Source organism: Pseudonocardia sp. WMMC193 (assembly GCF_021728735.1).
Classification (GTDB): domain Bacteria; phylum Actinomycetota; class Actinomycetes; order Mycobacteriales; family Pseudonocardiaceae; genus Pseudonocardia; species Pseudonocardia oroxyli.
Window position 1 is genome coordinate 6,287,806 of record NZ_JAKKDO010000003.1, and the last position, 22,061, is coordinate 6,309,866.

The following is a 22,061-nucleotide window of genomic DNA, read 5'->3' on the forward strand; positions in this document are numbered from 1 at the left end:
CATCTCACAGACGGTTCCGGGCGGGGAGCATCCGGAGGGGCGTGGTCGCATGGCACGAGATACCGTCGACCTGGCCTTCGTCGTGCCGCTGCACGGCCCGGCCGGCATCTACGGCCCGTCCTGTGAGGCATGCGCCACACTCGCCGTCGAGGAGCTCAACGCCGGTTCCGGCCTGCTCGGGCGCGAGGTCCGCCTCCACCCCGTCGACGGGGCGGACTCCCCGCGGGCGGTCGCCGACACGGTCGATGCGATGATCACTCTCGGCGAGGTCGACGCCGTGACCGGTTGGCACATCTCGGCGGTGCGGCGCGAGGTGGCGCTGCGCACCGCGGGCCGGGTCCCCTACGTCTACGCCCCGCTGCACGAGGGCGGTGAGCGCACTCCCGGGGTGTTCATGGCGGGGGAGACCCCCACGAGCCAGCTCCTGCCCGCCATGCGCTGGATGGCGGACGAGCTCAGCGTGCGCCGCTGGCTGCTGGTCGGCAACGACTACATCTGGCCCCGCGGTACCGCCGCCGCGGCCCGCGCCCACGCTCGGTCGGCCGGGGCGCCCCTGGTCGAGGAGTTCTTCGTCCCGCTCGGCACCGAGGACTTCACCCCCGTGCTGCGCGCGATCGACGCGGCGGACGCGGAGGGCGTGCTGATGCTCCTGGTGGGGCACGACGGCGTCGAGTTCAACCGCCAGTTCGCCCGCTACGGGCTGGTCGGGGGCGTCGAACGGCTCAGTCCCCACGTCGAGGAGAACATGCTGCTCGCGGGCAGCACGGCGGCCAACCGCGGCCTGTTCGCCGCCGCGGGCTACTTCGAGGGCCTCAACACCACCGCGAGCCTGGAGTTCGCCGCGCGCTACTACCGCCGGTTCGGCTCGTCCGCGCCTCCGCTCAACAGCATCGGCGAGTCCTGCTACGAGGCGATGCTCCTGCTCGCCCACCTCGTCCGGCGGGCCGGGAGCCTGGAGATCCCACAGCTGATCACGGCGGGGGGCGGGCTCACCTACGAGGGACCCCGCGGCCGGGTCCGCCTGCAGGGCAACCAGCTGCAGCAGGAGGTCTACGTGGCCCGTGCCGACGGGTTCGAGTTCGACGTCCAGGACGTGCTCACGGCCTGACCCGCCCCGCCGCCCGGGTGTGCTGCAGGATCGTCGCCGCCAGCTCCGGGACCAGCGCGGGTGCCAGGGCGTGGCCCAGGCCCTCCACCCGGACCAGCTCGGCGCCCGCGATCGTGGACGCCAGGTGCGCGGCGTGCGGGGGCGGGTTCACCGGGTCCTCCGGGGCCTCGATCACCAGGACCGGGAGCGCGTTGGCGCTCAGGTCCCGTTCCAGGCCGCTCGGGTCGGCGACGGCGTGGGCGGCGGGGTTGTCCTCGCGGCCGGAGTGGGCCATCACGCGTTCCTCGAGGGCGCGGAACCACTCGGCGTCGAACTCCACCCCGGTGCCGTGCAGCAGCCGCCAGTGCTCCACCCGCCAGTCCAGCTCCTGCTCGCGGGTGCGTTCGTCGGTGAACTCGCCCCACATCCGCAGCAGGGCCGGGTCGGGGCCGGGCAGCTCCACAGCCCCCCACCCGCTCAGCGCCGCCGTGCAGAACACCGTGGCCGAGCGCAGCCGGTCCGGATGGTCGGCGAGCAGCAGCTGCACCAGCGTGCCGCCCAGGGACATCCCGACGGCGTGGGCCCGGTCGACGCCGAACGCGTCGAGCACGGCCACGGCGTCCGCGGCCAGGTCCGCGATCGCGTAGGGCCGCTCGTCGAAGGCGTGGGTGGAGCGGCCGGTGTCCCGGTGGTCGTAGCGCAGGACCCGGTGGTGCTCGGCGAGCCGGTCGACCAGCTCCGCGGGCCAGGCCGCGGACGAGGCGTTCGCGCCCATCACCAGCAGCAGGGGCTCGCCCGCACCGACCGACTCCGCCCACACCGTGACCCCGGGTGCCACCTCGATGTCCACCCGCTCACCCTAAGGACCCCCCCGCAGACGCCGCCGCCCCGGTCCGGCGGGAGGCCGGACCGGGGCGGAAAGCGATGCCTACGGCTTACTTCAGGGCGTCCAGCAGCGCCTGGCGCTGGCGGTCGCCCAGGCCCGCGGCCCGGCGGGACGCGTCGATGCCGGTCTGCTCCAGCAGCGCCGTGACCTTGGCGGGGCCGTAGCCGGGCAGGCTCTTCAGCAGGTCCGCCACCTTGGTCTTGCCGACGATCTGGTCGGTCTTCGCCCGGTCCAGGACCGCGGGGATGGTCTCGGTGCCGTTGGCGATCTTCTCGCGAAGCTCCTTGCGCGCCGTGCGAGCGGCCGCGGCCTTCTTGAGCGCCTCCGCGCGCTGCTCGGGGGTCAGCGTGGGCAGTGCCATGGTGTGCTCCTCTCGTCTCCCATCGACCACCCTGCTCGGGGTGCGTCGGTGGTCGTACCTGGTACAGCGTGGCCCAAAGAGTGCCAGACGCCGCGCAACGACGCGCACGGAACCCCCACGTCAGAGCCTCGTCGAGGACTGTGACGGTGTTACAGAACCGTCAGCGGCCGGTTCCGGTCGGCGGGCGGTCACCACGGCCCCCACCTGGGACTCCGCCCGTCGGACGTCCCAGAGCGTGCGGACGGAGGTGATCCGCGCGTGTCGGACGGCCACCACGGAGATCCCCAGGACCCGCGCGGGCCGCCCCGTGGCGGGCACGCCGGGAAGCAGCCAGGACAGCTCGCGGTCGTGGGTGAAGGTCCAGCGGAGCTCGTCGACGACCCGGCGGGTGTCGACGGTCCGGGAGACCCGCTCGACGGCGAGATCGGCGGGCAGGGCCAGACCGGCCAGGTGCTCGGCGATCTCGGCGGGTGAGTTCCCGCCCGTCATCGCGGGCATGTCGACCAGGGTCGCGGCGTCGTCGAGCAGGGCGAGCGCCGCCGCGACGTCCCGGTCGACGTAGACGGCCCGCCGGAACAGGTCCCACGTGCGCTCGACCTCGCGCACGAGCACCTGCATGGCGGGCGTCATCAGGCGGCTTCGTGCTGCTCCGCGACCGCCTTCGCGCCCGTCATGTCGATCAGGCGGTGGCCGCGGTTGCGGGCGTAGCGCAGCGAGCGGACCCAGTTGTAGAGGGTGCCGAGCCGGTTGCCCCAGCCGATCAGGAACGCGACGTGGACGTAGCACCACAGCAGGTAGGCGGGCCACCCGGTGAGCTTGAGGCCCATCGCGTCCGCCACGGCCTGCCGGGCGCCGATGGTCGCCATCGAGCCCTTGTCGAAGTACTTGAACGGCGCCGGGGTGGTCGTGTCGCCCTTGAGCCGGTTCACGATCTGCTTGCCGACGTAGGTGCCCTGCTGCATGGCCACCTGCGCCACGCCCGGGAGCCGGTCGACGGTGGAGACCATGTCACCGATCGCGTACACGCCCTCGGCGTTCGGCACGGAGCAGTCCGGGTCGACCGCGAGGCGCCCGGCGCGGTCGGTCTCGGTGCCCGTGGCCTTCGCCAGCGTCGTGGCCAGCGGGGACGCCTTGACCCCCGCCGCCCAGATCTTCGTGCGGCTGACGATGGTGTCGACGCCCGCGGGGCCCTTCACCGTGATCGACTCGGCGTCCATGTCCGTGGCGGCGGTGTTCAGCCGGATCTCCACACCCATCTTCTCCAGCCTGCGCTGGGTGTACCGCTGCAGCTTCGGGTCGAAGGGCGGGAGCACGGACGGCGCGGCGTCCAGCAGGATGATCTTGGCCTGCCGGGTGTCGATCGAGCGGTACTCCTCGGGCAGCACGTACTGCGCGAGCTCGGCGAGCTGCCCGGTGATCTCGACACCGGTCGGCCCGGCGCCCACCACGACGAACGTGAGCAGCGCCTCCCGCTCCTTGTCGTCGGTGGAGAGCTCGGCCAGCTCGTAGGAGCCGAGGATCTGGCTCCGCAGCATGCGGGCGTCCTCGATGCTCTTCATGCCCGGTGCGTACTGCGCCCACTCGTCGTGTCCGAAGTAGGCGTGCCCGGCGCCGCCCGCGACGACGAGGTAGTCGTAGGGCAGGTCGATGTGCTGCGCGTTGGGCCCCAGCGACCGCACGACCCGGTTGTCCACGTCGATGTCGTAGACCTCGGCCAGCAGGGTGCGGGTGTTCTTCTGGCCCTTCACCACGCGGCGCAGCGCGGGCGCGATCAGGCCGGGGGAGAGGATCCCGGTCGCCACCTGGTAGAGCAGCGGCTGGAACAGGTGGTGGTTGGTGCGGTCGACGAGCGTCACGTCCACGTCGGCACCCGCCAGGGCCTTCGCCGCGCGCACGCCGCCGAACCCACCGCCCACGATGACGACCTGCTTGCGGTCTCCGGTGCTGCTCGACTCGGCCACGGAAGATCTGCCCCTCTGGGATCGCCGGCACGTACCGGACACTGGTGTACCGCAGCCCGGGCATCGTCGCAGGACCGCGCGCAGCAGAGAGCGTAGACGCCGCCGTGCTCGCCGTGTGTTGCCCCGGGGTGTCCGGTGCGCGAACGGGCCGTCAGTTCCCGCCGGTGTCCGGTTCCTGGTCGGTGGCGCCGGCCGCGGTGGCCGCGCACGACTGCGCGAGGTCGCTGGGCGCCGCCCGGCCCTCCGCCGTCTCGTCCGAGCCCGAGGTCGCCGTCGACTCCGCCCGGGGGGAGGTGGTGGGCGCCGCGGGCGCGGACGTGGGCGTGGGTGCGGGCGGGTTGAGGGCGTCCTGGACGACTTGGCGCATGTACTCGACGTCCGGGCGGCCGGTGTTGAACTTGCCGTCCGGTTCGGACGGGTCCGGCAGGCTGGGGTCGAACGCGATGCTCTGCAGGCTGAAGCCCTCCCCGGCCAGCGCGGCGAGCGCGGGCAGGACCTGCTGCGGGATGTTGGTGTCGACGTTCTCCTTGGTGGCCGTGGCCACCGACTGGAAGTTCGCGATCAGGTCCGCGGGGCTCTTCTGCTCCAGCACCGAGTTGATCAGGCAGCGCTGCCTGCTCATCCGGTCGTAGTCGGTGCTGTCGCGGCGCGAGCGGGCGAACCAGAGGGCCTCGTCGCCGTCGAGGTTCTGCACGCCCGGCTGGATGTACCCGTCCGGCTTGACGTGCCGCCCGTCCGCGGTGACCCCGTTGATCGGGATCGGCGTGGGCCCGACGTTCACCGTGACCCCGCCCATCGCGTCGACCAGGCTGGAGAACCCGGCCATGTTGACCTCGAGGTAGTAGTCGATGGGCAGGCCGGTCATGTAGGAGATCGAGTCCTGCAGCAGGTTCAGACCGATGTCGTCGGTCGGCCCCTTCGGCGCGAGGGCCGGGTGGTCGTGCGCGTAGGCGTACACGGCGTTGAGCAGGTAGTTCCCCGAGAGCGGGTCGCTCGGGTCGTGGAAGCCGTTCGGGAACTCCTTCGCCATGGGGGTGCCCGGGGTGAACTCGGCGCGCTGGATGTTGCGGGGCAGGCCGAACAGGGTGGTGCGGCCGGTCGTGGTGTCGATGCTCGCCAGCATCATGGTGTCCGTGCGGGTGCCGGTGCGGTCGGGTCCGGCGTCGCTGCCCAGGAGCAGGACATTCAGCCGGTCCTTGCCGAGCGCCACGGTCGCGTCCGTGCCGCCGGGGCCGCCGTCGAACAGCTCGTTCAGCAGCGACCGCGAGGAGTTGGCGAGGTCCGCGGCGTAGCCGAACGGGACCGCCACGGCCATGCACAGCACCGCCGCGGTGCCGGTGCCGAGGATCTTCTTGCCCAGTCCCATGTTCCGGGGGCGGGCCAGCGCGTACGTCCGGGCGACGACGGCGACCCACGCCAGTCCGATCGCGAGTGCCGCGAGGGCGGCCGCGGCGAGGACCGAGGTGGACAGCACCGACTCGACGAGGGTGGTGCGGCGCAGCGTGAACGCGACGACGAGCGCGGCCGCCACGAGCAGGAGGAACAGGCCGAGGATGACCGCCCCGGTGCGGGTGCGGCGCAGCAGGAGGTGCCCGGAGCCGGGCACGAGGGTCGACGCGGCCGTGGTGGCCAGGGCCGCGCCGAGCGTCCGGCGGGCGGTGCGGTCGCGCCGCTTCGCGGCCGGGGAGGCCGCGGCGGTCTCGGCCGTCGCCTCGGCCCGCCTGCGGGCGACGCGGTCGGTGGCGCGATTCTCGGTGCCAGGGCGGGTGGTGGTCCGGGAGCGGCCGCCCCAGTCGGCGCGATCGGCTCGGTCGGCGCGATCTGCTCGGTCGGCTCGCTCGGTGAGCGCGGTGGGTGCGTCGGCGGCGCCGCCCGCGCCGACGGGGGCGCGGCGGTTCTGGGGCGGGACGCCGGGTGGGGCGCCGCGGCCGCTGCGCCCCACCGGGCGCGCGGTCCCGGGGCGGTCGTCGCCGTCGCGGGGACCGCCGTCTCGGGGACCGCCGTCTCGGGGACTGCGCGGGGGCGCCGAACGGTCGCCCGCGGGGCCGCCGGGGGCCGGGACGACCGGCCCGCCGCGGGAGGCGCTGCGGTCGGCGTTGCTGCGGTCGGCGCCGGTGCCCGCCGGGCCGCGGGGCGCGCTGCGGTCGAGGGCGCCCGGTCCGGCGGCCGCCCGCCGGTCGCCGGGAGCGGAGCGGTCGCCGGGGGTGCTGCGGTCGCCGGGCCGGTCGCCGGGCGCGGAGCGGTCGCGGGGACCGTTCGGGTCGAGCGCGGGGCGGCGGCCGGAGCCGGGGGAGCCGGGGCCGGGGCCCGCGGGCGCGGGTCGGCTGTCAGGGCCGCGCAGGCCGTTCGGGTCGGGGCGGCGGGGTGCACCGGGCGCGCCGGATCCGCTGCGGTCGCGCCCCCCGGGTGCGCCGGGACCCGGACCGCCTCGACCCGCACCGCCCGGACCCGCACCGCCCGGACCCGCACCGCCCGGACCCGCACCGCCCGGACCCGCACCGCCCGGACCCGAGCCGCTGCGGTCGAGGCTCTGGGCGCCGGGGTCCGCACCGCCGCGCACCGATCCACTGCGCTCGGGGGCACCGCCGGGTCGGCTCGGGGTCGCCGGTCCGCGGGCTCCACCGCCGGGCCCGCCGCCGGTTCCCGCGCGTCCCGGCGGTGCGTATCCCGCCGGGCCGCTGCGGTCGGGACCGGGCATTCCGCGGCCGTGCGAGGGGGCCCCGGGACCCCGCGGCGCCACGGCCCCGCCCGGGCCCGGGACGTCCGGCCGCTGCTGGGCGTGGCGGCCCGCGGTCCAGGGCGGGTCGGCGCGCGGCGGTGGCTCGGGGCGCGACCGGTCGGCGCGCCGGGGCCAGGGCTCGTCCGCGCGGGGCGGGCGCCGGTCGCGGTGCCCGTCGGGACCGCGGAGATCGGCGGCGCGGGCGTCGGCAGTGCGGGGGTCGGCAGCGCGGGCGTCGGGGGAGGGGGGCGCCTCGACCGGGCGTGCATCGGAGCGTCCGCGTCGCGGGTCGTCGGCCACCGGGACACCCCTTTCTGCACATGCGGCTGCGGTCGGGCCGGCACGTGAGTGGCTCGGAGTGGTCACGGCAGACGCGGGGGTGCTCCTGCCGTCCTCACGGTCGGAATCTCCACGGCGAGATGGCCGAGACGATACTGCCCGTCACCACCTCCGTTCGGGCGCCCCTACCGGTTCCGCGCGACGACGGCCCCGAGCGACCCGCACCGTTCGCCGGAGTGAGCCGAACGCGGCCGGTCCGGCCGCCGTCCGGCCCAGCTCACTGCGGCTGTCGGCGCTGCGGGCGCGGCCGATCCGGCGACGGGGACACCGTCGCCGCGCCGAGCCGGACAGGAGGGACGAGCCGGGGCGGATCGTGACGATCCGTGACCTACTGCTCGCTCCCCGGTTCAGCGGATGCGGGCCAGCGGGCCGGTCGGGCCGTCCTCGCGGGGCGGGCGGCCGCGCAGGATGCGCTTGAGGGCCGCGGTGTGCCTGCGGGAGACGGGGAGCTCGGGGGTGCCGGGGCCGTGCCCGATGCGGACGACGTAGCCGGAGCCGGACAGCCGCAGCTCGGTGATCAGCGGCAGCGCGACGAGGTAGGCGCGGTGGATCCGGACGAACCCCGCCTCGCGCCAGCGCTCCTCGAGCACCGACAGCGGGATGCGGACGAGGTGGCTGCCCTCGGTGGTGTGCAGGCGGGCGTAGTCGCCCTGGGCCTCGACGAAGCGCACCGAGGAGCGGGGGACGAGCTTGGTGGTGCCCGCCAGCTCGACGGGGATCACCTCGTCCTCCGGCGGCTGCGGCGCCGGGGGGCGACCGGTCGGGGCGGGGGCGCTGGGCGCCGAGGCGGGCCGCACCCCGGCGCGGCTGGCGATGGTGCGGTCGATGGAGCCCGCGAGCCGCTCCGAGCGCAGCGGCTTGAGGAGGTAGTCGACGGCGCCGATCTCGTAGGCGTCGACGGCGCGGTCGTCGTGGGCGGTCACGAAGACGACGGGCGGAGGCGCGGCCATGGCCGACAGCACCCGGGCGAGCTCGAGCCCGTCGAGTCCCGGCATCCGGATGTCGAGGAACACCAGGTCCACGCCGGACTCGCCCGGGTTGGCACCCGGTCGCGAGCCCAGGATCCGCAGCGCCTCGGTGGCGTCCGGCGCCGTCAGCACCGTGCCGACCCGCGCGTCCTCGCCCAGCAGATGGGCGAGTTCCTGCAACGCAGGCTCCTCGTCGTCGACGGCCAGGACCGTCAGTCCATCCGAGAGCTGGGTGCTCACGTGGCCTCCTCCTCGCGGGTTCGCGGCGGGCGACGGGCCGGGGAACGTGGTCCGTCACCGACGCCGGAGAGTCCATCCCCGACACCAGTGGGTGACTGCGGGCACAACGCTAGCGAAGGGCGTTCCGTCCCTCGACGACCGGTCGACGGCTATCCCGTCCCGCGCGGTGGACGGCACGCCGCCCGGCGCGCCGCGGGGGCCGTGCATGCCCGCGGACCGCCGGGGAACACCAGACGACCGCTCACCGTTGAGATGATTGCCGTTGCAACAAGAGGGGGAGAGATGCAGTTCGGGATCTTCACGGTCGGGGACGTCACCCGGGACCCGACGACGGGCGTCACGCCGTCCGAGCACGAGCGGATCCGCGCGATGGTCCGCTACGCCCGGCACGCCGAGGCGGTGGGGCTGGACGTGTTCGCCACCGGCGAGCACCACAACCCGCCGTTCGTCCCGTCGTCACCCACCACGCTGCTCGGCTACATCGCCGGGAGCACGGAGCGGCTGGTGCTGTCCACGTCCACCACGCTCATCACGACGAACGACCCGGTGAAGATCGCCGAGGACTTCGCCATGCTGCAGCACCTGGCGGGCCCCGAGCGGGTCGACCTGATGCTCGGCCGCGGCAACACCGCCCCGGTGTACCCGTGGTTCGGCCAGGAGATCGAGAACTCGGTGCCGCTCACCGTCGAGAACTACCAGCTGCTGCGGGCGCTCTGGGACGCCGAGGGCCCGATCGACTTCGAGGGCCGCTTCCGGGCCCCGCTGCACGGGTTCGTCTCCACGCCGCGCCCGGTCGACGGCGTCGCGCCGTTCGTCTGGCACGGCTCGATCCGCACGCCGGAGGTCGCGGAGATCGCCGCCTACTTCGGCGACGGCTTCTTCGCCAACAACATCTTCTGGCCGCCGGAGCACTACACCCGGCTGATCGGGCTCTACCGGCAGCGGTTCGAACACCACGGGCACGGCCCGGCGAACACCGCGACGGTCGGGCTCGGCGGACAGTTCTTCATGCGCCGCAACAGCCAGGACGCCTGGAACGAGTTCCAGCCGTACTTCGACGAGGCCCCGGTCTACGGCCACGGCCCCTCGATGGCGGACTTCACCGAGCGCACCCCGCTGACCGTCGGCAGTCCGCAGCAGGTGATCGACCGCACGCTCACCTTCCGCGAGCACTTCGGCGACTACCAGCGCCAGCTGTTCCTCGTCGACCACGCGGGCCTGCCGGAGAAGACGGTGCTGGAGCAGCTCGACCTGCTCGGTGAGATCCTCCCGACGCTGCGCGCGGAGTTCGAGGCGCGCCGCCCGGCGGGGGTCCCGTCGGACCCGCCCACGCACGCCGAGCGGCTCGCTGCGCGGGCCGTGCCGCAGCCCGCCTGACGCCCGGGGGTCACCGAGCGTGTCGCCCGGAGTGTGGGTGGCACCCGAGACGTGCGGGGGAGCGCGATGGTTCCCGGTTGTGACCTTGACCCTTCGTCACCGAAATCGGTTGCCGCGCAGCGGGAGGAAGGGCAGCCTGGGTGCGTGGCCGACAACGGTGGTGAGCGTCGGGCGCCTCGTGCGCCCCGCTCGGTGCTGCGCGTCGGCCACGCCGTGCACGGCTGGTGTCGCGGTCGCTGACCGCCGTCCCCGTCGTCACGTCCGGAGAACGAGATGCGCAACCAGAAGCGCCTGATCCGTCGTCGCACCGTCGACCACCTGCGGACGTCGAGCGCGCTGTGTCGGTCCACCACGTCGGCCACCGCCCCAGCCACCCTGATCCGTCCGCCCCGTAGGAGCACGTCATGACCGCCCCGACAGACGACCGCACGGCACCGACGCCGTCGGTCCCCAGTCAGGAACCCCCGACCGTCCGGCTGCCGAAGCCCACCCGGGACGACCGCCGCACGGAGATCGTCACCCGCCTGCTGGACTCCCTGGAGGACCTGGTGACCCGTCACCGCGCCCTGTCCGGTGACCCGTACCAGGTGGACCTGCACGCCGAGCTGATCGCCGCCGAGGTGGCGCACGAGCTGTCGGTGACGCGGTCGGCCCTGCGCCGCAACCCCCCGCTGCGGCGCGCCGACTAGAACCCGGCCCCGAACGGCCCGCGACCTCTCCGGTCGCGGGCCGTTCGTGTGTCCAGGTGTGTCCCGTCGGTTCGGACAGGGTCTGTCCGGAACCCACTATGGCACTGAGTGCCGAAATAGTAGGGTGGCGGCCACCAGAGACGTCCAGCTGCGAAGGGGCAGGCGAGATGGCCAGCACGAAGGAATGGTTCGAGACGGTCGCCGAGGCCCAGCGGCGAGCGAAGAAGCGGCTGCCGCGGTCGGTCTACCTGGCGTTGGTCGCCGGGACCGAGAAGGGGCTGACGATCTCGGACAACGTCGCGGCCTTCGACGAGCTGGGATTCCGCCCCCGCATCGCCGACGCCCCCGCCGAGCGGGCCAAGGGCACCACGGTCATGGGGCAGGACCTCTCGATGCCGGTGATCATCTCGCCGACCGGCGTGCAGGCCGTCTACCCGGAGGGGGAGGTCGCGGTCGCCCGTGCCGCGGCCGGGGCGGGCGTCGCCATGGGGCTGTCGAGCTTCGCCTCCCGCAGCATCGAGGACGTCGCCGCGGTCAACGACAAGACCTTCTTCCAGATGTACTGGGTCGGCTCCCGGGACCAGCTGCTCGCCCGCGCCGAGCGGGCCAAGGCCGCGGGCGCCAAGGGTCTGATCATGACCCTGGACTGGTCGTTCGACTCGGCGCGGGACTGGGACGCCCCGATGATCCCGGAGAAGGTGGACCTCAAGGCGGCGCTGCACTTCGCGCCCGAGGTGCTGCGCAAGCCGCGCTGGCTGTGGGACTTCGCCAAGAGCGGGAAGCTCCCCGACCTCACCACCCCGAACCTCGCGATCGGGGACGAGAAGCCGCCGACCTTCTTCGGCGCCTACTTCCAGTGGATGCAGACCCCGCCGGTGACCTGGGAGGACGTCGCCTGGCTGCGGGAGCAGTGGGGCGGCCCGTTCGCCGTCAAGGGGATCATGCACCCGGACGACGCGCGCAGGGCCGTCGACGCGGGCGTCACCGCCATCTCGGTGTCCAACCACGGCGGCAACAACCTCGACGGCACGCCCGCCTCGATCCGCGCCCTGCCCGCGATCGTCGACGCCGTGGGCGACCAGATCGAGGTGCTGATGGACGGCGGCGTCCGCCGTGGGTCCGACGTGGTGAAGGCCCTCGCCCTCGGTGCCAAGGCCGTACTGATCGGCCGCGCCTACCTGTGGGGCATGGCGGCGGCAGGCCAGCACGGTGTGATGAACGTGCTCGAGGTCCTGCGCCAGGGCATCGACTCCACCCTGCTCGGCCTGGGCAAGTCCGGCATCGACGAGCTCTCCCGGGACGACCTCGTCATCCCTGAAGGCTTCGCCCTGAGCCCGAAGCCCTGACCTCCCCGCATTGTGGAGCCACAACTGTCGTTTTCGGAGCCCGAAACGACAGTTGTGGCTCCACAATGCCTCAGGGTGGCGGGAGTTCGGTCGTGACCTGCATGCCGCCCTCGGGGGCGTGGGCGGCCGTGATCCGCCCGCCCATCCGGGTGACGAGGCCGTGCACCAGGGCCAGGCCGACGCCACCCGCGCCGACCGGCCGGTGCCCGCGGTAGCGCTCGTGCAGGGTGCCGCGCTCGAACACCACCGCGTAGTCGTCGGGGGCGAGCCCCGGCCCGCCGTCGCGGACCTCCAGCACCCCCGGTGGCCGAGCCGCGAGCACCAGTGGTCGGCCCGCGGGCGTGACGCGCAGGGCGTTCTCGGCCAGCCCGTCGAGCACCTGGCGGAGCCGGCGGGGGTCACCGGCGACCGGGACCGGCCCACCGACCTCCACCCTCAGCACCGCGCCCGTAACCCGGCAGCGCTCGGCCCACACCGGGGCCGCCTCGGTCACCAGCGCCGCGAGGTCCACGGGCACCGTGTCGATCCGGAAGTCGTCCGCCTCCAGCCGCGCCAGCTCCATCAGGTCGTCGACCAGCCGCTCCAGCCGCCGGGACTCCGCGAGGATCGTCCGCCCGGCCGTCGGACCGTCGGCCACGCCGTCGACCAGGGACTCCGCGAACCCGCGCACGCCGGTCAGCGGGGTCCGCAGCTCGTGGCTGACGGACAGCAGGAACTCGCGCCTGCGGCCCTCGCTGCGCGCGAGCGCGTCCGCGAGGTCGTTGACCGCCGCGGCGACCTCGGCGACCTCGCTCGGACCGCGGACCGGGACCCGGACGTCCCGCCTGCCGGTGCGCAGCGCGTGGGCGGCCCGCGCCGTCCGCCGCAGCGGCCGGGCCGCGAGCCCGCCGACGACGAGCCCGACCACGATCGCCACGCCCGCGCCGGACAGCAGCGCGAAACCCAGGTTGCGCCGGATCATCCCGTTCGGCAGCGGCCCCGCGTCCGCGCTGCGGACCAGCGCGAACCCGCCACCCGGTGACGGGCGCGCCTCCACCACCCAGCCCCCGACGCTCGCGGACACCGGCGCGGTCACGGCCGAGCCGTCGACGCCCGCCCGGCGCAGCACCTCCCGGACCGCGGGGTCGGGGGCGCCGACGAAGGCGGGCCGGTCCCCGCCCACCGCGACGACGGCCACCCCCTGCCCCCGCAGCACGGCCACCACCTGCCGCAGACCCGCCCACGGCCGCGCCGCCGCATCGGGGTCGGCGAGCTGGGCGGCGACCACGTCGGCCTGGTCGGCGAGCACCGCGCGGGTGACCTCCTCGGCGGTCCGCGAGATCAGCCGCAGCGACACGAGCGCGGCGACCAGGACGGCGACCACCGCGACGAGCAGGCAGCAGGCGGCGATCCGCCACGCCAACCCGGTCCGTGCCGCCCGCGCCGGGACGACCGCGACCGTCGTCACGGGGCGTCCGCCCCGTAGCCCACCCCGCGCACGGTGCGGATCGGGCTGCCGGGGCCGAGCTTGCCGCGCAGCTGGGCCACGTGCACGTCCACCGTGCGGGTGCCGGGGCCCGTCGTGTACCCCCAGACCGCGCCCAGCAGCTGCGCCCGCGAGAAGACCCGGCCCGGACGGCGCAGCAGGTGGGCGAGCAGGTCGAACTCGGTCGAGGTCAACGCCACCTCGACGCCCCCGACCGTGACCCGGCGGCGGTCCACGTTCATCGTGACGCCGCCGAGCTCGAGGACCTCCTCGCCCGTCGCGGGGCGGGCGGCGGCGCGCCGTAGCACCGTCCGGACCCGGGCGACCAGCTCGCGCGGGCTGAAGGGCTTGGTGACGTAGTCGTCTCCGCCCATCTCCAGGCCCACGATGCGGTCGACCTCGTCGTCCCGGGCCGTCACGAACAGCACCGGGGTCCAGTCGTCCTCGGCCCGCAGCCGCCTGCAGACCTCGATGCCGTCGAGCCCGGGGAGCCCGACGTCGAGGACCACCGCCACCGGCCGCAGCCGCCGCACCGCGGCGAGCCCACCCTCCCCGGTCTCCTCGACGTGCACGCCGTACCCGTCCCGACGCAGGTAGAGGCGGACGAGGTCCGCGATGGCGCGGTCGTCCTCGACGACGAGCACGAGGCCCCGGTCGGTCATGGCCCGATCGTGCCGGCGACCTCAGCCCCCTTGGTCGTCGAGGTCGAGGTCGTGCTCCACGGCGTCGAGCTCGGACTCGATCCGGGAGAGCCGGGCGTCCGCGCTCTCCGGCGTGTCGGCGCTTGCGGTCGCGGCCGGTGGCGGCGGTGGGACCGGGGTCGACCCGGTGCCGCACCCCGCGAGCAGCAGCGTGCCGACCACGCCGAGCAGGAGCGCACCCCGCCTCACTTCCCGCAGTCCCGGGTCTGGATGTCCGTCAGCTGGTGCTGCAGGTCCTGCAGGTCCTGCAGCCGCTGCGGGCGGTCCTGGACGCGGGCGTCGAGCAGGTCGGCGAGTGCGGTGCGCCCGGCGGCGCGCGCCTTGGCGGCCCGGGCCTGCAGAGCGGCGGTGGACCCCGTGGTGGACGCGTCGCCCTCGATCCGCGCGATGAGCCTGCCGACGCGGTCGAGCGCCTTCGGGATCCGCTGGGTGCAGATGGCCTCCGACCCCGACGAGGGGGCTGCGGACGAGGTGGTCGGCGGCGCCGTCGACCCGCCGTCGGCCAGGGCGATGCCCGAACCCGCCGCCAGGCCGGCGACGAGCACGCCACTCACGATCAGTGTTCGCTTCATGCGGACCACGATCGCGCTCGCGGGTGCACCCCCGGTGCGGGGAGTGTTCGGGTCAGGTAAGCGCCAGGCCGCGCGCCTGCAGCACCCTGCGCTCGAGGGGGCGGAACACCAGCAGCTCGATGCCGATGCCGACGACGAGGATCAACAGCACCGCGGAGAACACCCCCGCGATGTCGTTGAAGTCGCTGCCCTGCTTCAGGTACGCGCCGAGCCCCAGGCCGAGCGCCGGGCCCGCGGCGATGATCTCCGCGGCCATCAGCGAGCGCCAGGCGAAGGCCCAGCCCTGCTTGCAGCCCGCCAGGTACCCGGGCAGGGCGGCGGGCAGCAGCACGTGCCGGGCCGCGGCGAGCCCACGCGCGCCGAGCACCCGCCCGGCCCGCGGCAGGATCGGCGGGATCTGGTCGATGCCCGCGACCAGGCCGTTCGCGATGGACGGCACGGAGCCCAGCAGCACCACGAAGTAGATCGTGGCGTCCGTCAGCCCGAACCACAGCACCGCGGCGGGCACCCACGCGACCGACGGCAGGCTCTGCAGCCCGGACAGCAGCGGCCCGATCGCCGAGCGCACCACCGGCACCTTCGCCACCAGCAGCCCCAGCGGGGTGGCGATGACCAGCGCGATCAGGAAGCCGAGGAAGGCCCGGCTGATGGAGGTCCACAGGATCGACCAGATGCTGCCGTCCGCCACGATCTGCAGGAACGAGTCCCACACCGCGGCGGGCGCGGGCAGCTGGTACTCCGGCAGGACCGCCGTCGCCCAGACGATCTGCCAGACGACGATGATCAGCACCAGCGCGACGACCGGCGGCAGGACCGAGCTGCTCAGCCGCCGCCACCAGGACGTGCGGCGGACGGTGGGGGTGTCCAGCGCGTCGAGGCCGGCGAGGGTGTCCCGGTCGGTGTCGCGCTGGTCGAGCTCAGGCGGCATGGCTCGTGATCACCTGTCGCAGCCGGCCCGTGATCTCCTCGTGCAGGACCCTCTCGTCCCCGTCGACCTGCCACTCGCGCACCACGGTGCCCGGGCGGGAGGACAGCAGGACCACGCGCTGGGCCAGCCGGACGGCCTCGCGCACGTCGTGGGTCACGAAGACGATCGTGGTCCCGGTGGCCTCCCAGACGCGCAGCAGCTCACCCTGCAGCGCGTCCCGGGTGATGGCGTCGAGCGCGGCGAAGGGCTCGTCCATCAGCAGCAGGCCCGGACCCTGGTCGCCGCGCGCGGTGGCCGCGGCCAGCGCGCGGGCGAGCGAGACCCGCTGGCGCATGCCGCCGGAGAGCTCGTGCGGGCGCTTGTCGCCCACCCCGTCCAGCCGGACGAGGGCGAGCAGCTCGGCGGCTCGCTCGCGGCGGGCGGCCTTGCCGAGGCCCGCGAGCTGCAGGGCCAGCTCGACGTTGCGCGTGGCGGTCAGCCACGGCATCAACGCCGCCTCCTGGAACATGAACGACGGCCGGGCAGCGCGCACCGAGAGCGTGCCCGTCGTCGCCTCGTCCAGCCCGGCGATCAGGTTGAGCAGGGTGGACTTGCCGCAGCCCGACGCGCCGAGCAGGCAGACGAACTCGCCCTCGGCCACACGCAGGTCGATGTCGCGCAGCGCGGTCACCGCGGACCCGCCCGCCCCGAACGTCTTGCCGACGCCGGACAACTCCACCGCCGTGCTCACGGCCTCACGCTGCTCCATCTGCACCGTCACGTGCGTCACCCCTGCTTGTCGAGGCCTGCGGCGTTCACCGCGGGCTTGCCGTCCGCCTGGCGGACGGTGTTGAGCGCGGTCAGCTCGAACAGTCCGTGGACGTCCGTCTCCGTCGGGGTGACCCCGGCGGTGACGCTGTCCTCGGCGAGCTGCGGGAAGGTCGAGGCGAGCGGGTCGCTGTCGAAGCTCAGCTCGGTGAACGCCCGGTCCAGCACGGCCGGGGCGAGCGCCGAGTTCGTGATCGCCCTGATCGAGTCGTTCGTGATGGTCTTCGCCTGGTCGGGGTTCGACGTGGCGAAGTCGATGGACCGCTGCAGCCCCTTGACCAGCGCCTCGACGGTCTGCGGGTGCTCCTGCAGGAACTGCGTGCGCACGATCAGCACCGTGGTCGGGAACTTGCCGTCCGGCCACAGGCTCTTCTCGTCCACCAGGACCTTCGCCCCGGCGTCGACCAGCCGCGAGCTCCACGGCTCGGGCAGCCACCCGCCCGCGACCTGGCCCTGCTTGAACAGGTCCAGCGTGCGCGGGTTGTCGATGTTCTGGACGGTGACCTTGTCCGGGCCCTCACCGATCTGCAGGTTCTGCTCGCCGAGCCACTTCTTCAGCGCGACGTCCTGGGTGTTGCCCAGCTGCGGCGTCGCGATGATCTTGCCCTTGAGCTGCTCGGGCGAGGTGATGTCCGGGCTGGTGACGAGCTGGGCGCCGGCCTGGGTGGACCCCGAGATGAGCCGGATCGCCTCGCCGTTCGACTTGGCGAAGGCGTTGATCGCGGGGCTGGTGCCGATGAACCCGGCGTCGAGCGAGCCGCCGAGCAGGGCGTTCACCTCGTCCGGTCCGGCGTTGAAGGTCTGGGTGGTCAGCGTGGTGTCGCTGCCCAGCTCCTCGGCGTAGAAGTTCTGCGCCACGCCGATCAGCGCGGGGGCGTGGGTGATGTTCGGGAAGTACCCGAGGCGCAGCTCGGCCGCGGGGGTGGTGTTCTGCGCCGGGGTCGAGGAGGCGGGGGTCTCCGCGGCGCGGGAGCAACCGGCGGCGAGACCGACGGCCGCGAGGGCGGCAGCACCGACCGTGACGAGGCGGCGCAGGGCGGGGGCGGGCATGGCGGGGTTCGGGATCCTTCCGGGGACGCGCGGGCACCCCGGATCGCCGGGGTCCCGGCGGAGGTCGACGCACGGGTGGTGGGCAGGGGAGACGCGGCTCCCTACCGACACCCCTCGTCGAACGCGTGGCTCCGGCGCGACGGCCAGAACCGCTCCAGATCGAAGGACCGCAGGGTGCGCACACGAAGGGTGCGCGGCGCGGTCGTCGTCATACCCCAATGGTGGACGCCCGTGGTGGACCGGACAAGCCGACGTCCGCGTACCGAGAGCGGGCCCGTAATGACCGGACATCTCGACGCGGGTTTCCTGGCGTTTCGCCCGGTTCCGGGCGCGGTGGTGTCCGGTCAGGTGCGCAGCGTGGCGAGGAATGCGAGCGTCCGCTCGCGCTCCGCCCCGACCCCCGCCGGGATCGCCGAGATCTCGGTCACGCCGGCGTCGGCGAAGGCGCGCACCGCGTCGCCGAGGACCTGCTCGTCCCCGGCCACGACCGTGTCCGCCGCGCCCGCGAGTCCCTGCAGGTCCAGCCAGCGCCGGTAGGTGGGCAGGTCGTTCGCGAGGGCGAACGCCGCGCCGATCTCCGCGCGGGTGCCGTCCGGGTCGCCGGTCAGGGCGAACACGACCCCCGCGACGACCGCGACGTCGTCCCCGACCGTGGGACGGATCTCCTCGGCGACCGCCCGCGGGGTGGTCCACGTGGTGAGCACGCCGTCCGCCCGGTCGCGCGCCAGCCGCAGCATCCGGGGTCCGTGCGCGGCGAGCAGCACCGGCGGCGCGGACACCCCGGGCGCGACGACGCCGCCGTGCCCGGTCAGTACGCGTCCGTCCAGGTCGGCCGCGGCACCGGCCAGCGCGGGCCGCAGGATCCCCAGGTACTCCTCGGTGTGGGTGCCCGGTCGGTCGAACGTCAGCCCGTAGCGGTCCTCGACCGCCGGGCCGTGGCTCGGCCCGATTCCCAGGGTCAACCGCCCGCCCGTCGCCGCCTGCGTGGTGAGGGCCTGGGCGGCGAGCGCGAGCGGGTGGCGCGGGTAGGTGGTGGTCACGGCCGTGCCGAGACCGATCCCCCGATCGCCCGCGGCGGCGAACACGGTGAGGGCGTCCCAGCCGGCGCGCTCGCCGATCCAGGCCGTGTCGTAGCCGGCCGCGGCCGCCTTCTCGATGTCGGCGACCACCTCCGGGAAGGGGCGGTGTTCGTCGATCCACAGTCCGATGCGCATGTCCCCAGCCCACTCGCGGCGGCCGCGCCGAGCAACGAGCACCTACCCTGTGCAGCGATCACGATCGGTGATGGAGGTGCCCGTGGAGGTCCGGCAGCTGCGCTACTTCGTCGCGGTCGCGGAGGAGTTGCACTTCGGTCGCGCGGCCGAGCGGCTGGGCATCGTGCAGCCCGCGGTCAGCCAGCAGATCGGGCGCCTCGAACGCGAGCTGGGCGTCCGGTTGCTGGACCGCACCCCGCGGCGGGTCGCGCTGACCGGGGACGGCGCCCGGCTGCTCGTCGAGGCGCGGGCCGCGCTCGCCGCGGTCGACCGGGTGCGGTCGGTGGCCGAGGACCTGGCGTCCGGGCGGACGGGGGTCTTCCGGCTGGGGACGAGCCCGGGGCTGGGGGAGCGGCTGCGCCGCGGCGTCGGGACGCTGCGGGTGTCGTCGCCGGAGCTCGGGCTGCGGCTGGTCGAGGGCCGGGCGGCGGACCACGCGCGCGCGATCCGGCGCGGCGAGCTCGACGCGGCGCTGGTCCGCGGCGAGGTCCCCGGGACGCGGTCGGTGCGGCTGTGGGAGGAGCCGTTGCGGGTGGTGCTGCCCCGCGCCCACCCGGCGGCGGGCGGCCCGGTCGCGGTCCGCGAGCTGAAGGACCTGCGGCTGCGGCTGCCCGCCGACCCGGCCCTCGAGGCCGCGGTGCTCGGCCGCTGCGCCGAGGAGGGCCTGGATCCCGAACGCGGGCGGGAGGTCCGGTCGGTCGAGGACACCGCGGTCGAGATCGCGGCGGGCGACCGGGACTGGACGGTCGTCTACGGCGAGCAGGCCGGTCTGGCCTCCTGCGGCGCCATGCTGCGACCCTTCGCCCCGCCGCTCACGGTCCCCGGGCTGCTCCTGCTCCCCGCCGACGGCGCCCGGGAGTGTGCCGACGCGCTGGCCGCGGCCTTCTCCTGACGCGGGGATCAGGTGGAGGTCGTCGGGGCCTGCTCGTAGAGGGCGGCGTAGCGCTGCCGGAGCCGGTACTTGAGGATCTTGCCGCCGACGGTGTCCGGCAGTGACTCGGCGAACACGACGGCCTTCGGGGTCTCGTAGCCCGCGAGCCGCGCGCGGCACCAGGCCACGAGCTCGTCCGCCTCGGGCTCGTGCCCCTCCCGCGGCACGACCACGGCGGTCACCGCCTCGCCCCAGTGCGCGTGCGGCAGTCCGATCACCGCGGCCCGCAGCACGTCCGGGTGCTCGTGCAGCACCGCCTCGACCCGGATGCTCGACACGTTCTCCCCGCCGGACTTCACGATGTCCTTGTAGCGGTCGACCATGATCCGCAGGCCGTCGTCGTCCACCGCGGCGGAGTCCCCGGAGTGGAACCACCCGCCGCGGAACGCCTCCCGGGTCGCCTCGACGTCCTTGTAGTAGCCGGCGGTCATGATCGGCGAGCGGTACACCGCCTCGCCCGGTTCGCCGCCGCGCACGGGGTCGCCCGCGGCGTCCACGACGTCCGAGGCCAGCATCCCGCTCGGGAGCCCCACGTAGTTGACGGCGGGCGCGGTGCGCGCGTGCACCTCCGGCCAGCGGCTGGGCCAGAACCGGTGGCACGCGATGGCCTCGGTCTGCCCGAAGATCCCCAGCGCGACGAAGCCCTCCGCCGTGCGCGCCGACAGCCGCTCCAGCAGCGCGGGTGCCAGCGCGCCCCAGCCGTAGACCAGGATCGTCAGCGAGCCGACGTCCAGGTCCGGCCGCTGGTCGAGGGTGTCCGCGAGGGCTGCCACGAACTGCGGCGACCCGGCCCACAGCGCGGTCGCCCCGCTCTCGGCGACGGCCTGCGCGACCGGTCCGGGCGCCGGGCGCCTGCCCAGGGTGAGGGTGCCGCCCGCGAGCCAGGTCGAGAAGGTGAAGATCTGGTCGCCGACGTGGTAGATCATCGGCAGGAACGTGCAGAGCCGCAGGTCGGAGTCGTGGCGCACGCCACGGGTCAGCGACACCGTGAAGTTCAGCGCGGCCAGGTGCGTGGCCGAGTGGGTGACCATCACGCCCTTCGGCATCGCCGTGGTGCCGGAGGTGAACAGCAGCTGCCAGACGTCGTCCCCGTGGATCTCGACCTCGGGCTCGGTGTCCGGGTGGTCGGCGAGCAGGGTCCGCAGGCTCGGGCTCCCGGCGACCGGACCCCCACCCACCGTGATGGTGGCGCCCACCGCGAGCCCGGTCACGGCGAACACCTGCTCGACCCGGCCCCACAGCTCGGCGTCGACCACCGTGAACCGCGGCTCGGTGCGCCGGACCAGGTCCTCCACCACGTCCGGCGCGAGCTGGGGGTTCAGCGGCACCGCGACCATGCCCGCCTTCGCGATCCCGATCTTCACCAGCAGTGCGTCGACACTGTTCTCGCAGATCAGCAGCACCCGGTCGCCGGGCTGCAGGCCCGCCGCGGCCAGCGCGTGGGCGACCCGGTTCGCCGCGGCGTCCGCCTCGCGGTAGGTGACCGACGGGAACTCGCCGAAGGCGCCGTCCGCGGCGACGAGCGCGGGTGTGTCCGGGTGGCTCCAGGTCAGGCGCTCGAAGACGTCCCCGACCGAGGTCCGCTCCCAGCGGTGCACCGCGCGACGCCCCCGCAGGGTCTCGACGTCGATCGTCGCGGCGTCGGGCAGCGCGGTGCCGTGCGGGATCTCAGGCAGCATGCCGCCCAGGATGCGTGATCCGAGTCACTCCCGGCAAGACCCGAGTCACTGCAGATTCACTCGCGGATCCACGTCGATGCCCAGACACGCGTGGGTCATCACGTCGAGCCGCGCCGCGAGCCGCTCGTCGGCGAGGCCGCTGCGGAAGAACAGCGTGGACTGGATCGCGCCGATGGCCGCGTGCACGGCCAGGCGCACCTCGCCGTCGGACAGGTCGGGGCGCAGCGGGGCGAGCACGTGCACCCAGTCCTCGACGTAGTGCCGCTGCGCCCGGCGCAGCCGCCGCCGGTCCTCCTCGGCCAGGGTGTGGATCTCCCGGTGGTAGACGGCCAGCACGTCACGGTCCTGGATGGCGACGGCGATGTGGTCCTCGACCAGCGCGGACAGGTGCTCCCGGTCGCTCCCGGGCCGGGCGAGGATCTCCTCGGCGCCGGACTGCAGCCGCTCCATCACCCGGTCGAGCAGGGCGACCAGGATGGCGTCCTTGCTGCCGAAGTGCCGGTAGATCCCGGACCCGACGATCCCGGCCTCGGCGCCGATGTCCGCCATGCCGACGGTGTGGAAGCCGCGCCGCGCCGCGAGCTCGGCGGCGGCGGCGAGGATGCGCTCGCGGCGGTCCGGGTCCCGGCGGGGCCGGTGCGTGCGCGAGGGTGCGGTGGACACCTGGCCAAGTGTGACAGTCTCGCGGTACGGTCCGCTACG

At 74.4% G+C, this 22,061-nt stretch carries 21 protein-coding genes; 5 read left to right on the forward strand and 16 right to left on the reverse strand.

The window, feature by feature from the left end; all coding sequences use genetic code 11:
* The first annotated feature begins 49 nt into the window (after positions 1–49).
* Positions 50–1,108, forward strand: coding sequence for a substrate-binding domain-containing protein (locus L3X23_RS32170; protein ID WP_237197106.1), 1,059 nt, complete (start codon positions 50–52; stop codon positions 1,106–1,108).
* On the opposite strand, the gene L3X23_RS32175 is transcribed toward L3X23_RS32170, so the two are convergent.
* The 6 genes from L3X23_RS32175 to L3X23_RS32205 all read right to left on the reverse strand — a co-directional run bounded on the left by L3X23_RS32175 (position 1,098) and on the right by L3X23_RS32205 (position 8,561).
* Positions 1,098–1,937, reverse strand: a complete 840-nt coding sequence (locus tag L3X23_RS32175) for an alpha/beta fold hydrolase (RefSeq protein WP_237197108.1) — start codon at positions 1,935–1,937, stop codon at positions 1,098–1,100. The genes L3X23_RS32170 and L3X23_RS32175 overlap by 11 nt on opposite strands.
* Before the next feature lie 85 nt (positions 1,938–2,022).
* Complete coding sequence (gene mihF, locus L3X23_RS32180; RefSeq protein WP_093087251.1) at positions 2,023–2,334, reverse strand: integration host factor, actinobacterial type; 312 nt, start codon at positions 2,332–2,334, stop codon at positions 2,023–2,025.
* Positions 2,335–2,454: 120 nt separating this feature from the next.
* Entirely contained in the window at positions 2,455–2,964 is a 510-nt protein-coding gene (locus tag L3X23_RS32185; RefSeq protein WP_237197111.1) for a nuclear transport factor 2 family protein, read from the reverse strand.
* Positions 2,964–4,295 carry an NAD(P)/FAD-dependent oxidoreductase gene (locus L3X23_RS32190; protein ID WP_093087255.1) on the reverse strand — a complete coding sequence of 444 codons (1,332 nt, stop codon included), beginning with the start codon at positions 4,293–4,295 and terminating at the stop codon, positions 2,964–2,966. Before L3X23_RS32190 ends, L3X23_RS32185 begins: the two co-directional genes overlap by 1 nt.
* Before the next feature lie 151 nt (positions 4,296–4,446).
* Positions 4,447–6,855, reverse strand: a complete 2,409-nt coding sequence (locus tag L3X23_RS36430) for an LCP family protein (RefSeq protein ID WP_308116968.1) — start codon at positions 6,853–6,855, stop codon at positions 4,447–4,449.
* An 845-nt stretch (positions 6,856–7,700) separates the two neighbouring features.
* Positions 7,701–8,561, reverse strand: a complete 861-nt coding sequence (locus L3X23_RS32205; protein WP_237197113.1) for a LytTR family DNA-binding domain-containing protein — start codon at positions 8,559–8,561, stop codon at positions 7,701–7,703.
* 282 nt (positions 8,562–8,843) lie between these two features.
* On the opposite strand from L3X23_RS32205, the gene L3X23_RS32210 reads away from it, so the two are divergent.
* The 3 genes from L3X23_RS32210 to mftD all read left to right on the forward strand — a co-directional run bounded on the left by L3X23_RS32210 (position 8,844) and on the right by mftD (position 11,973).
* Complete coding sequence (locus tag L3X23_RS32210) at positions 8,844–9,938, forward strand: CE1758 family FMN-dependent luciferase-like monooxygenase (protein ID WP_237197116.1); 1,095 nt, start codon at positions 8,844–8,846, stop codon at positions 9,936–9,938.
* Positions 9,939–10,342: 404 nt separating this feature from the next.
* Positions 10,343–10,627, forward strand: a complete 285-nt coding sequence (locus L3X23_RS32215) for a hypothetical protein (protein ID WP_237197119.1) — start codon at positions 10,343–10,345, stop codon at positions 10,625–10,627.
* Positions 10,628–10,794: 167 nt separating this feature from the next.
* Positions 10,795–11,973 (forward strand): pre-mycofactocin synthase MftD, encoded by a 1,179-nt coding sequence (gene mftD / locus L3X23_RS32220; protein WP_237197121.1) that lies wholly within the window; start codon positions 10,795–10,797, stop codon positions 11,971–11,973.
* 70 nt (positions 11,974–12,043) lie between these two features.
* Here mftD and L3X23_RS32225 read toward each other — a convergent pair whose 3' ends face one another.
* The 8 genes from L3X23_RS32225 to L3X23_RS32260 form a co-directional block, all read right to left on the reverse strand.
* Entirely contained in the window at positions 12,044–13,420 is a 1,377-nt protein-coding gene (locus tag L3X23_RS32225; protein ID WP_237197124.1) for a HAMP domain-containing sensor histidine kinase, read from the reverse strand.
* Positions 13,417–14,100 (reverse strand): response regulator transcription factor, encoded by a 684-nt coding sequence (locus L3X23_RS32230; RefSeq protein WP_237197126.1) that lies wholly within the window; start codon positions 14,098–14,100, stop codon positions 13,417–13,419. The genes L3X23_RS32225 and L3X23_RS32230 overlap by 4 nt, the downstream gene beginning before the upstream one ends.
* Before the next feature lie 21 nt (positions 14,101–14,121).
* Positions 14,122–14,328 (reverse strand): hypothetical protein, encoded by a 207-nt coding sequence (locus L3X23_RS32235; protein WP_237197128.1) that lies wholly within the window; start codon positions 14,326–14,328, stop codon positions 14,122–14,124.
* On the reverse strand, positions 14,325–14,711 hold the full coding sequence (locus tag L3X23_RS32240) for a hypothetical protein (protein WP_237197130.1): 387 nt from the start codon (positions 14,709–14,711) through the stop codon (positions 14,325–14,327). The genes L3X23_RS32235 and L3X23_RS32240 overlap by 4 nt, the downstream gene beginning before the upstream one ends.
* Positions 14,712–14,763: 52 nt before the next feature.
* A complete protein-coding gene (locus tag L3X23_RS32245) occupies positions 14,764–15,639 on the reverse strand; it encodes an ABC transporter permease (RefSeq protein WP_237197132.1) in 876 nt (291 codons plus the stop codon).
* Positions 15,629–16,387, reverse strand: coding sequence for an ABC transporter ATP-binding protein (locus tag L3X23_RS32250; RefSeq protein ID WP_237198181.1), 759 nt, complete (start codon positions 16,385–16,387; stop codon positions 15,629–15,631). The genes L3X23_RS32245 and L3X23_RS32250 overlap by 11 nt, the downstream gene beginning before the upstream one ends.
* Positions 16,388–16,404: 17 nt before the next feature.
* Complete coding sequence (locus L3X23_RS32255) at positions 16,405–17,496, reverse strand: ABC transporter substrate-binding protein (protein ID WP_237197134.1); 1,092 nt, start codon at positions 17,494–17,496, stop codon at positions 16,405–16,407.
* Between the two features lie 344 nt (positions 17,497–17,840).
* Positions 17,841–18,710: a TIGR03564 family F420-dependent LLM class oxidoreductase gene (locus L3X23_RS32260; RefSeq protein WP_237197136.1), complete on the reverse strand. Its 870-nt coding sequence runs from the start codon at positions 18,708–18,710 to the stop codon at positions 17,841–17,843.
* Between the two features lie 82 nt (positions 18,711–18,792).
* Between L3X23_RS32260 and L3X23_RS32270 the strand changes: the two genes are divergently transcribed.
* The gene (locus L3X23_RS32270; RefSeq protein WP_308116969.1) at positions 18,793–19,641 is read left to right on the forward strand and encodes a LysR family transcriptional regulator; all 849 of its coding nucleotides are present in this window, start codon (positions 18,793–18,795) and stop codon (positions 19,639–19,641) included.
* 8 nt (positions 19,642–19,649) lie between these two features.
* Here the strand turns inward: L3X23_RS32270 and L3X23_RS32275 are convergent, their stop codons facing one another.
* A complete protein-coding gene (locus L3X23_RS32275) occupies positions 19,650–21,359 on the reverse strand; it encodes an AMP-binding protein (protein WP_237197138.1) in 1,710 nt (569 codons plus the stop codon).
* A gap of 45 nt (positions 21,360–21,404) precedes the next feature.
* A complete protein-coding gene (locus L3X23_RS32280) occupies positions 21,405–22,022 on the reverse strand; it encodes a TetR/AcrR family transcriptional regulator (RefSeq protein WP_237197139.1) in 618 nt (205 codons plus the stop codon).
* Between the last annotated feature and the right edge of the window lie 39 nt (positions 22,023–22,061).

Bases quoted from the DNA above. Each gene is read 5' to 3' on its own strand.
- L3X23_RS32170 (WP_237197106.1), top strand. From the start codon at position 50: ATGGCACGAGATACCGTCGACCTGGCCTTCGTCGTGCCGCTGCACGGC.
- mihF (WP_093087251.1), bottom strand. From the start codon at position 2,334: ATGGCACTGCCCACGCTGACCCCCGAGCAGCGCGCGGAGGCGCTCAAG.
- L3X23_RS32185 (WP_237197111.1), bottom strand. From the start codon at position 2,964: ATGACGCCCGCCATGCAGGTGCTCGTGCGCGAGGTCGAGCGCACGTGG.
- L3X23_RS32210 (WP_237197116.1), top strand. From the start codon at position 8,844: ATGCAGTTCGGGATCTTCACGGTCGGGGACGTCACCCGGGACCCGACG.
- L3X23_RS32215 (WP_237197119.1), top strand. From the start codon at position 10,343: ATGACCGCCCCGACAGACGACCGCACGGCACCGACGCCGTCGGTCCCC.
- mftD (WP_237197121.1), top strand. From the start codon at position 10,795: ATGGCCAGCACGAAGGAATGGTTCGAGACGGTCGCCGAGGCCCAGCGG.
- L3X23_RS32230 (WP_237197126.1), bottom strand. From the start codon at position 14,100: ATGACCGACCGGGGCCTCGTGCTCGTCGTCGAGGACGACCGCGCCATC.
- L3X23_RS32240 (WP_237197130.1), bottom strand. From the start codon at position 14,711: ATGAAGCGAACACTGATCGTGAGTGGCGTGCTCGTCGCCGGCCTGGCG.
- L3X23_RS32245 (WP_237197132.1), bottom strand. From the start codon at position 15,639: ATGCCGCCTGAGCTCGACCAGCGCGACACCGACCGGGACACCCTCGCC.
- L3X23_RS32250 (WP_237198181.1), bottom strand. From the start codon at position 16,387: ATGGAGCAGCGTGAGGCCGTGAGCACGGCGGTGGAGTTGTCCGGCGTC.
- L3X23_RS32255 (WP_237197134.1), bottom strand. From the start codon at position 17,496: ATGCCCGCCCCCGCCCTGCGCCGCCTCGTCACGGTCGGTGCTGCCGCC.
- L3X23_RS32260 (WP_237197136.1), bottom strand. From the start codon at position 18,710: ATGCGCATCGGACTGTGGATCGACGAACACCGCCCCTTCCCGGAGGTG.
- L3X23_RS32275 (WP_237197138.1), bottom strand. From the start codon at position 21,359: ATGCTGCCTGAGATCCCGCACGGCACCGCGCTGCCCGACGCCGCGACG.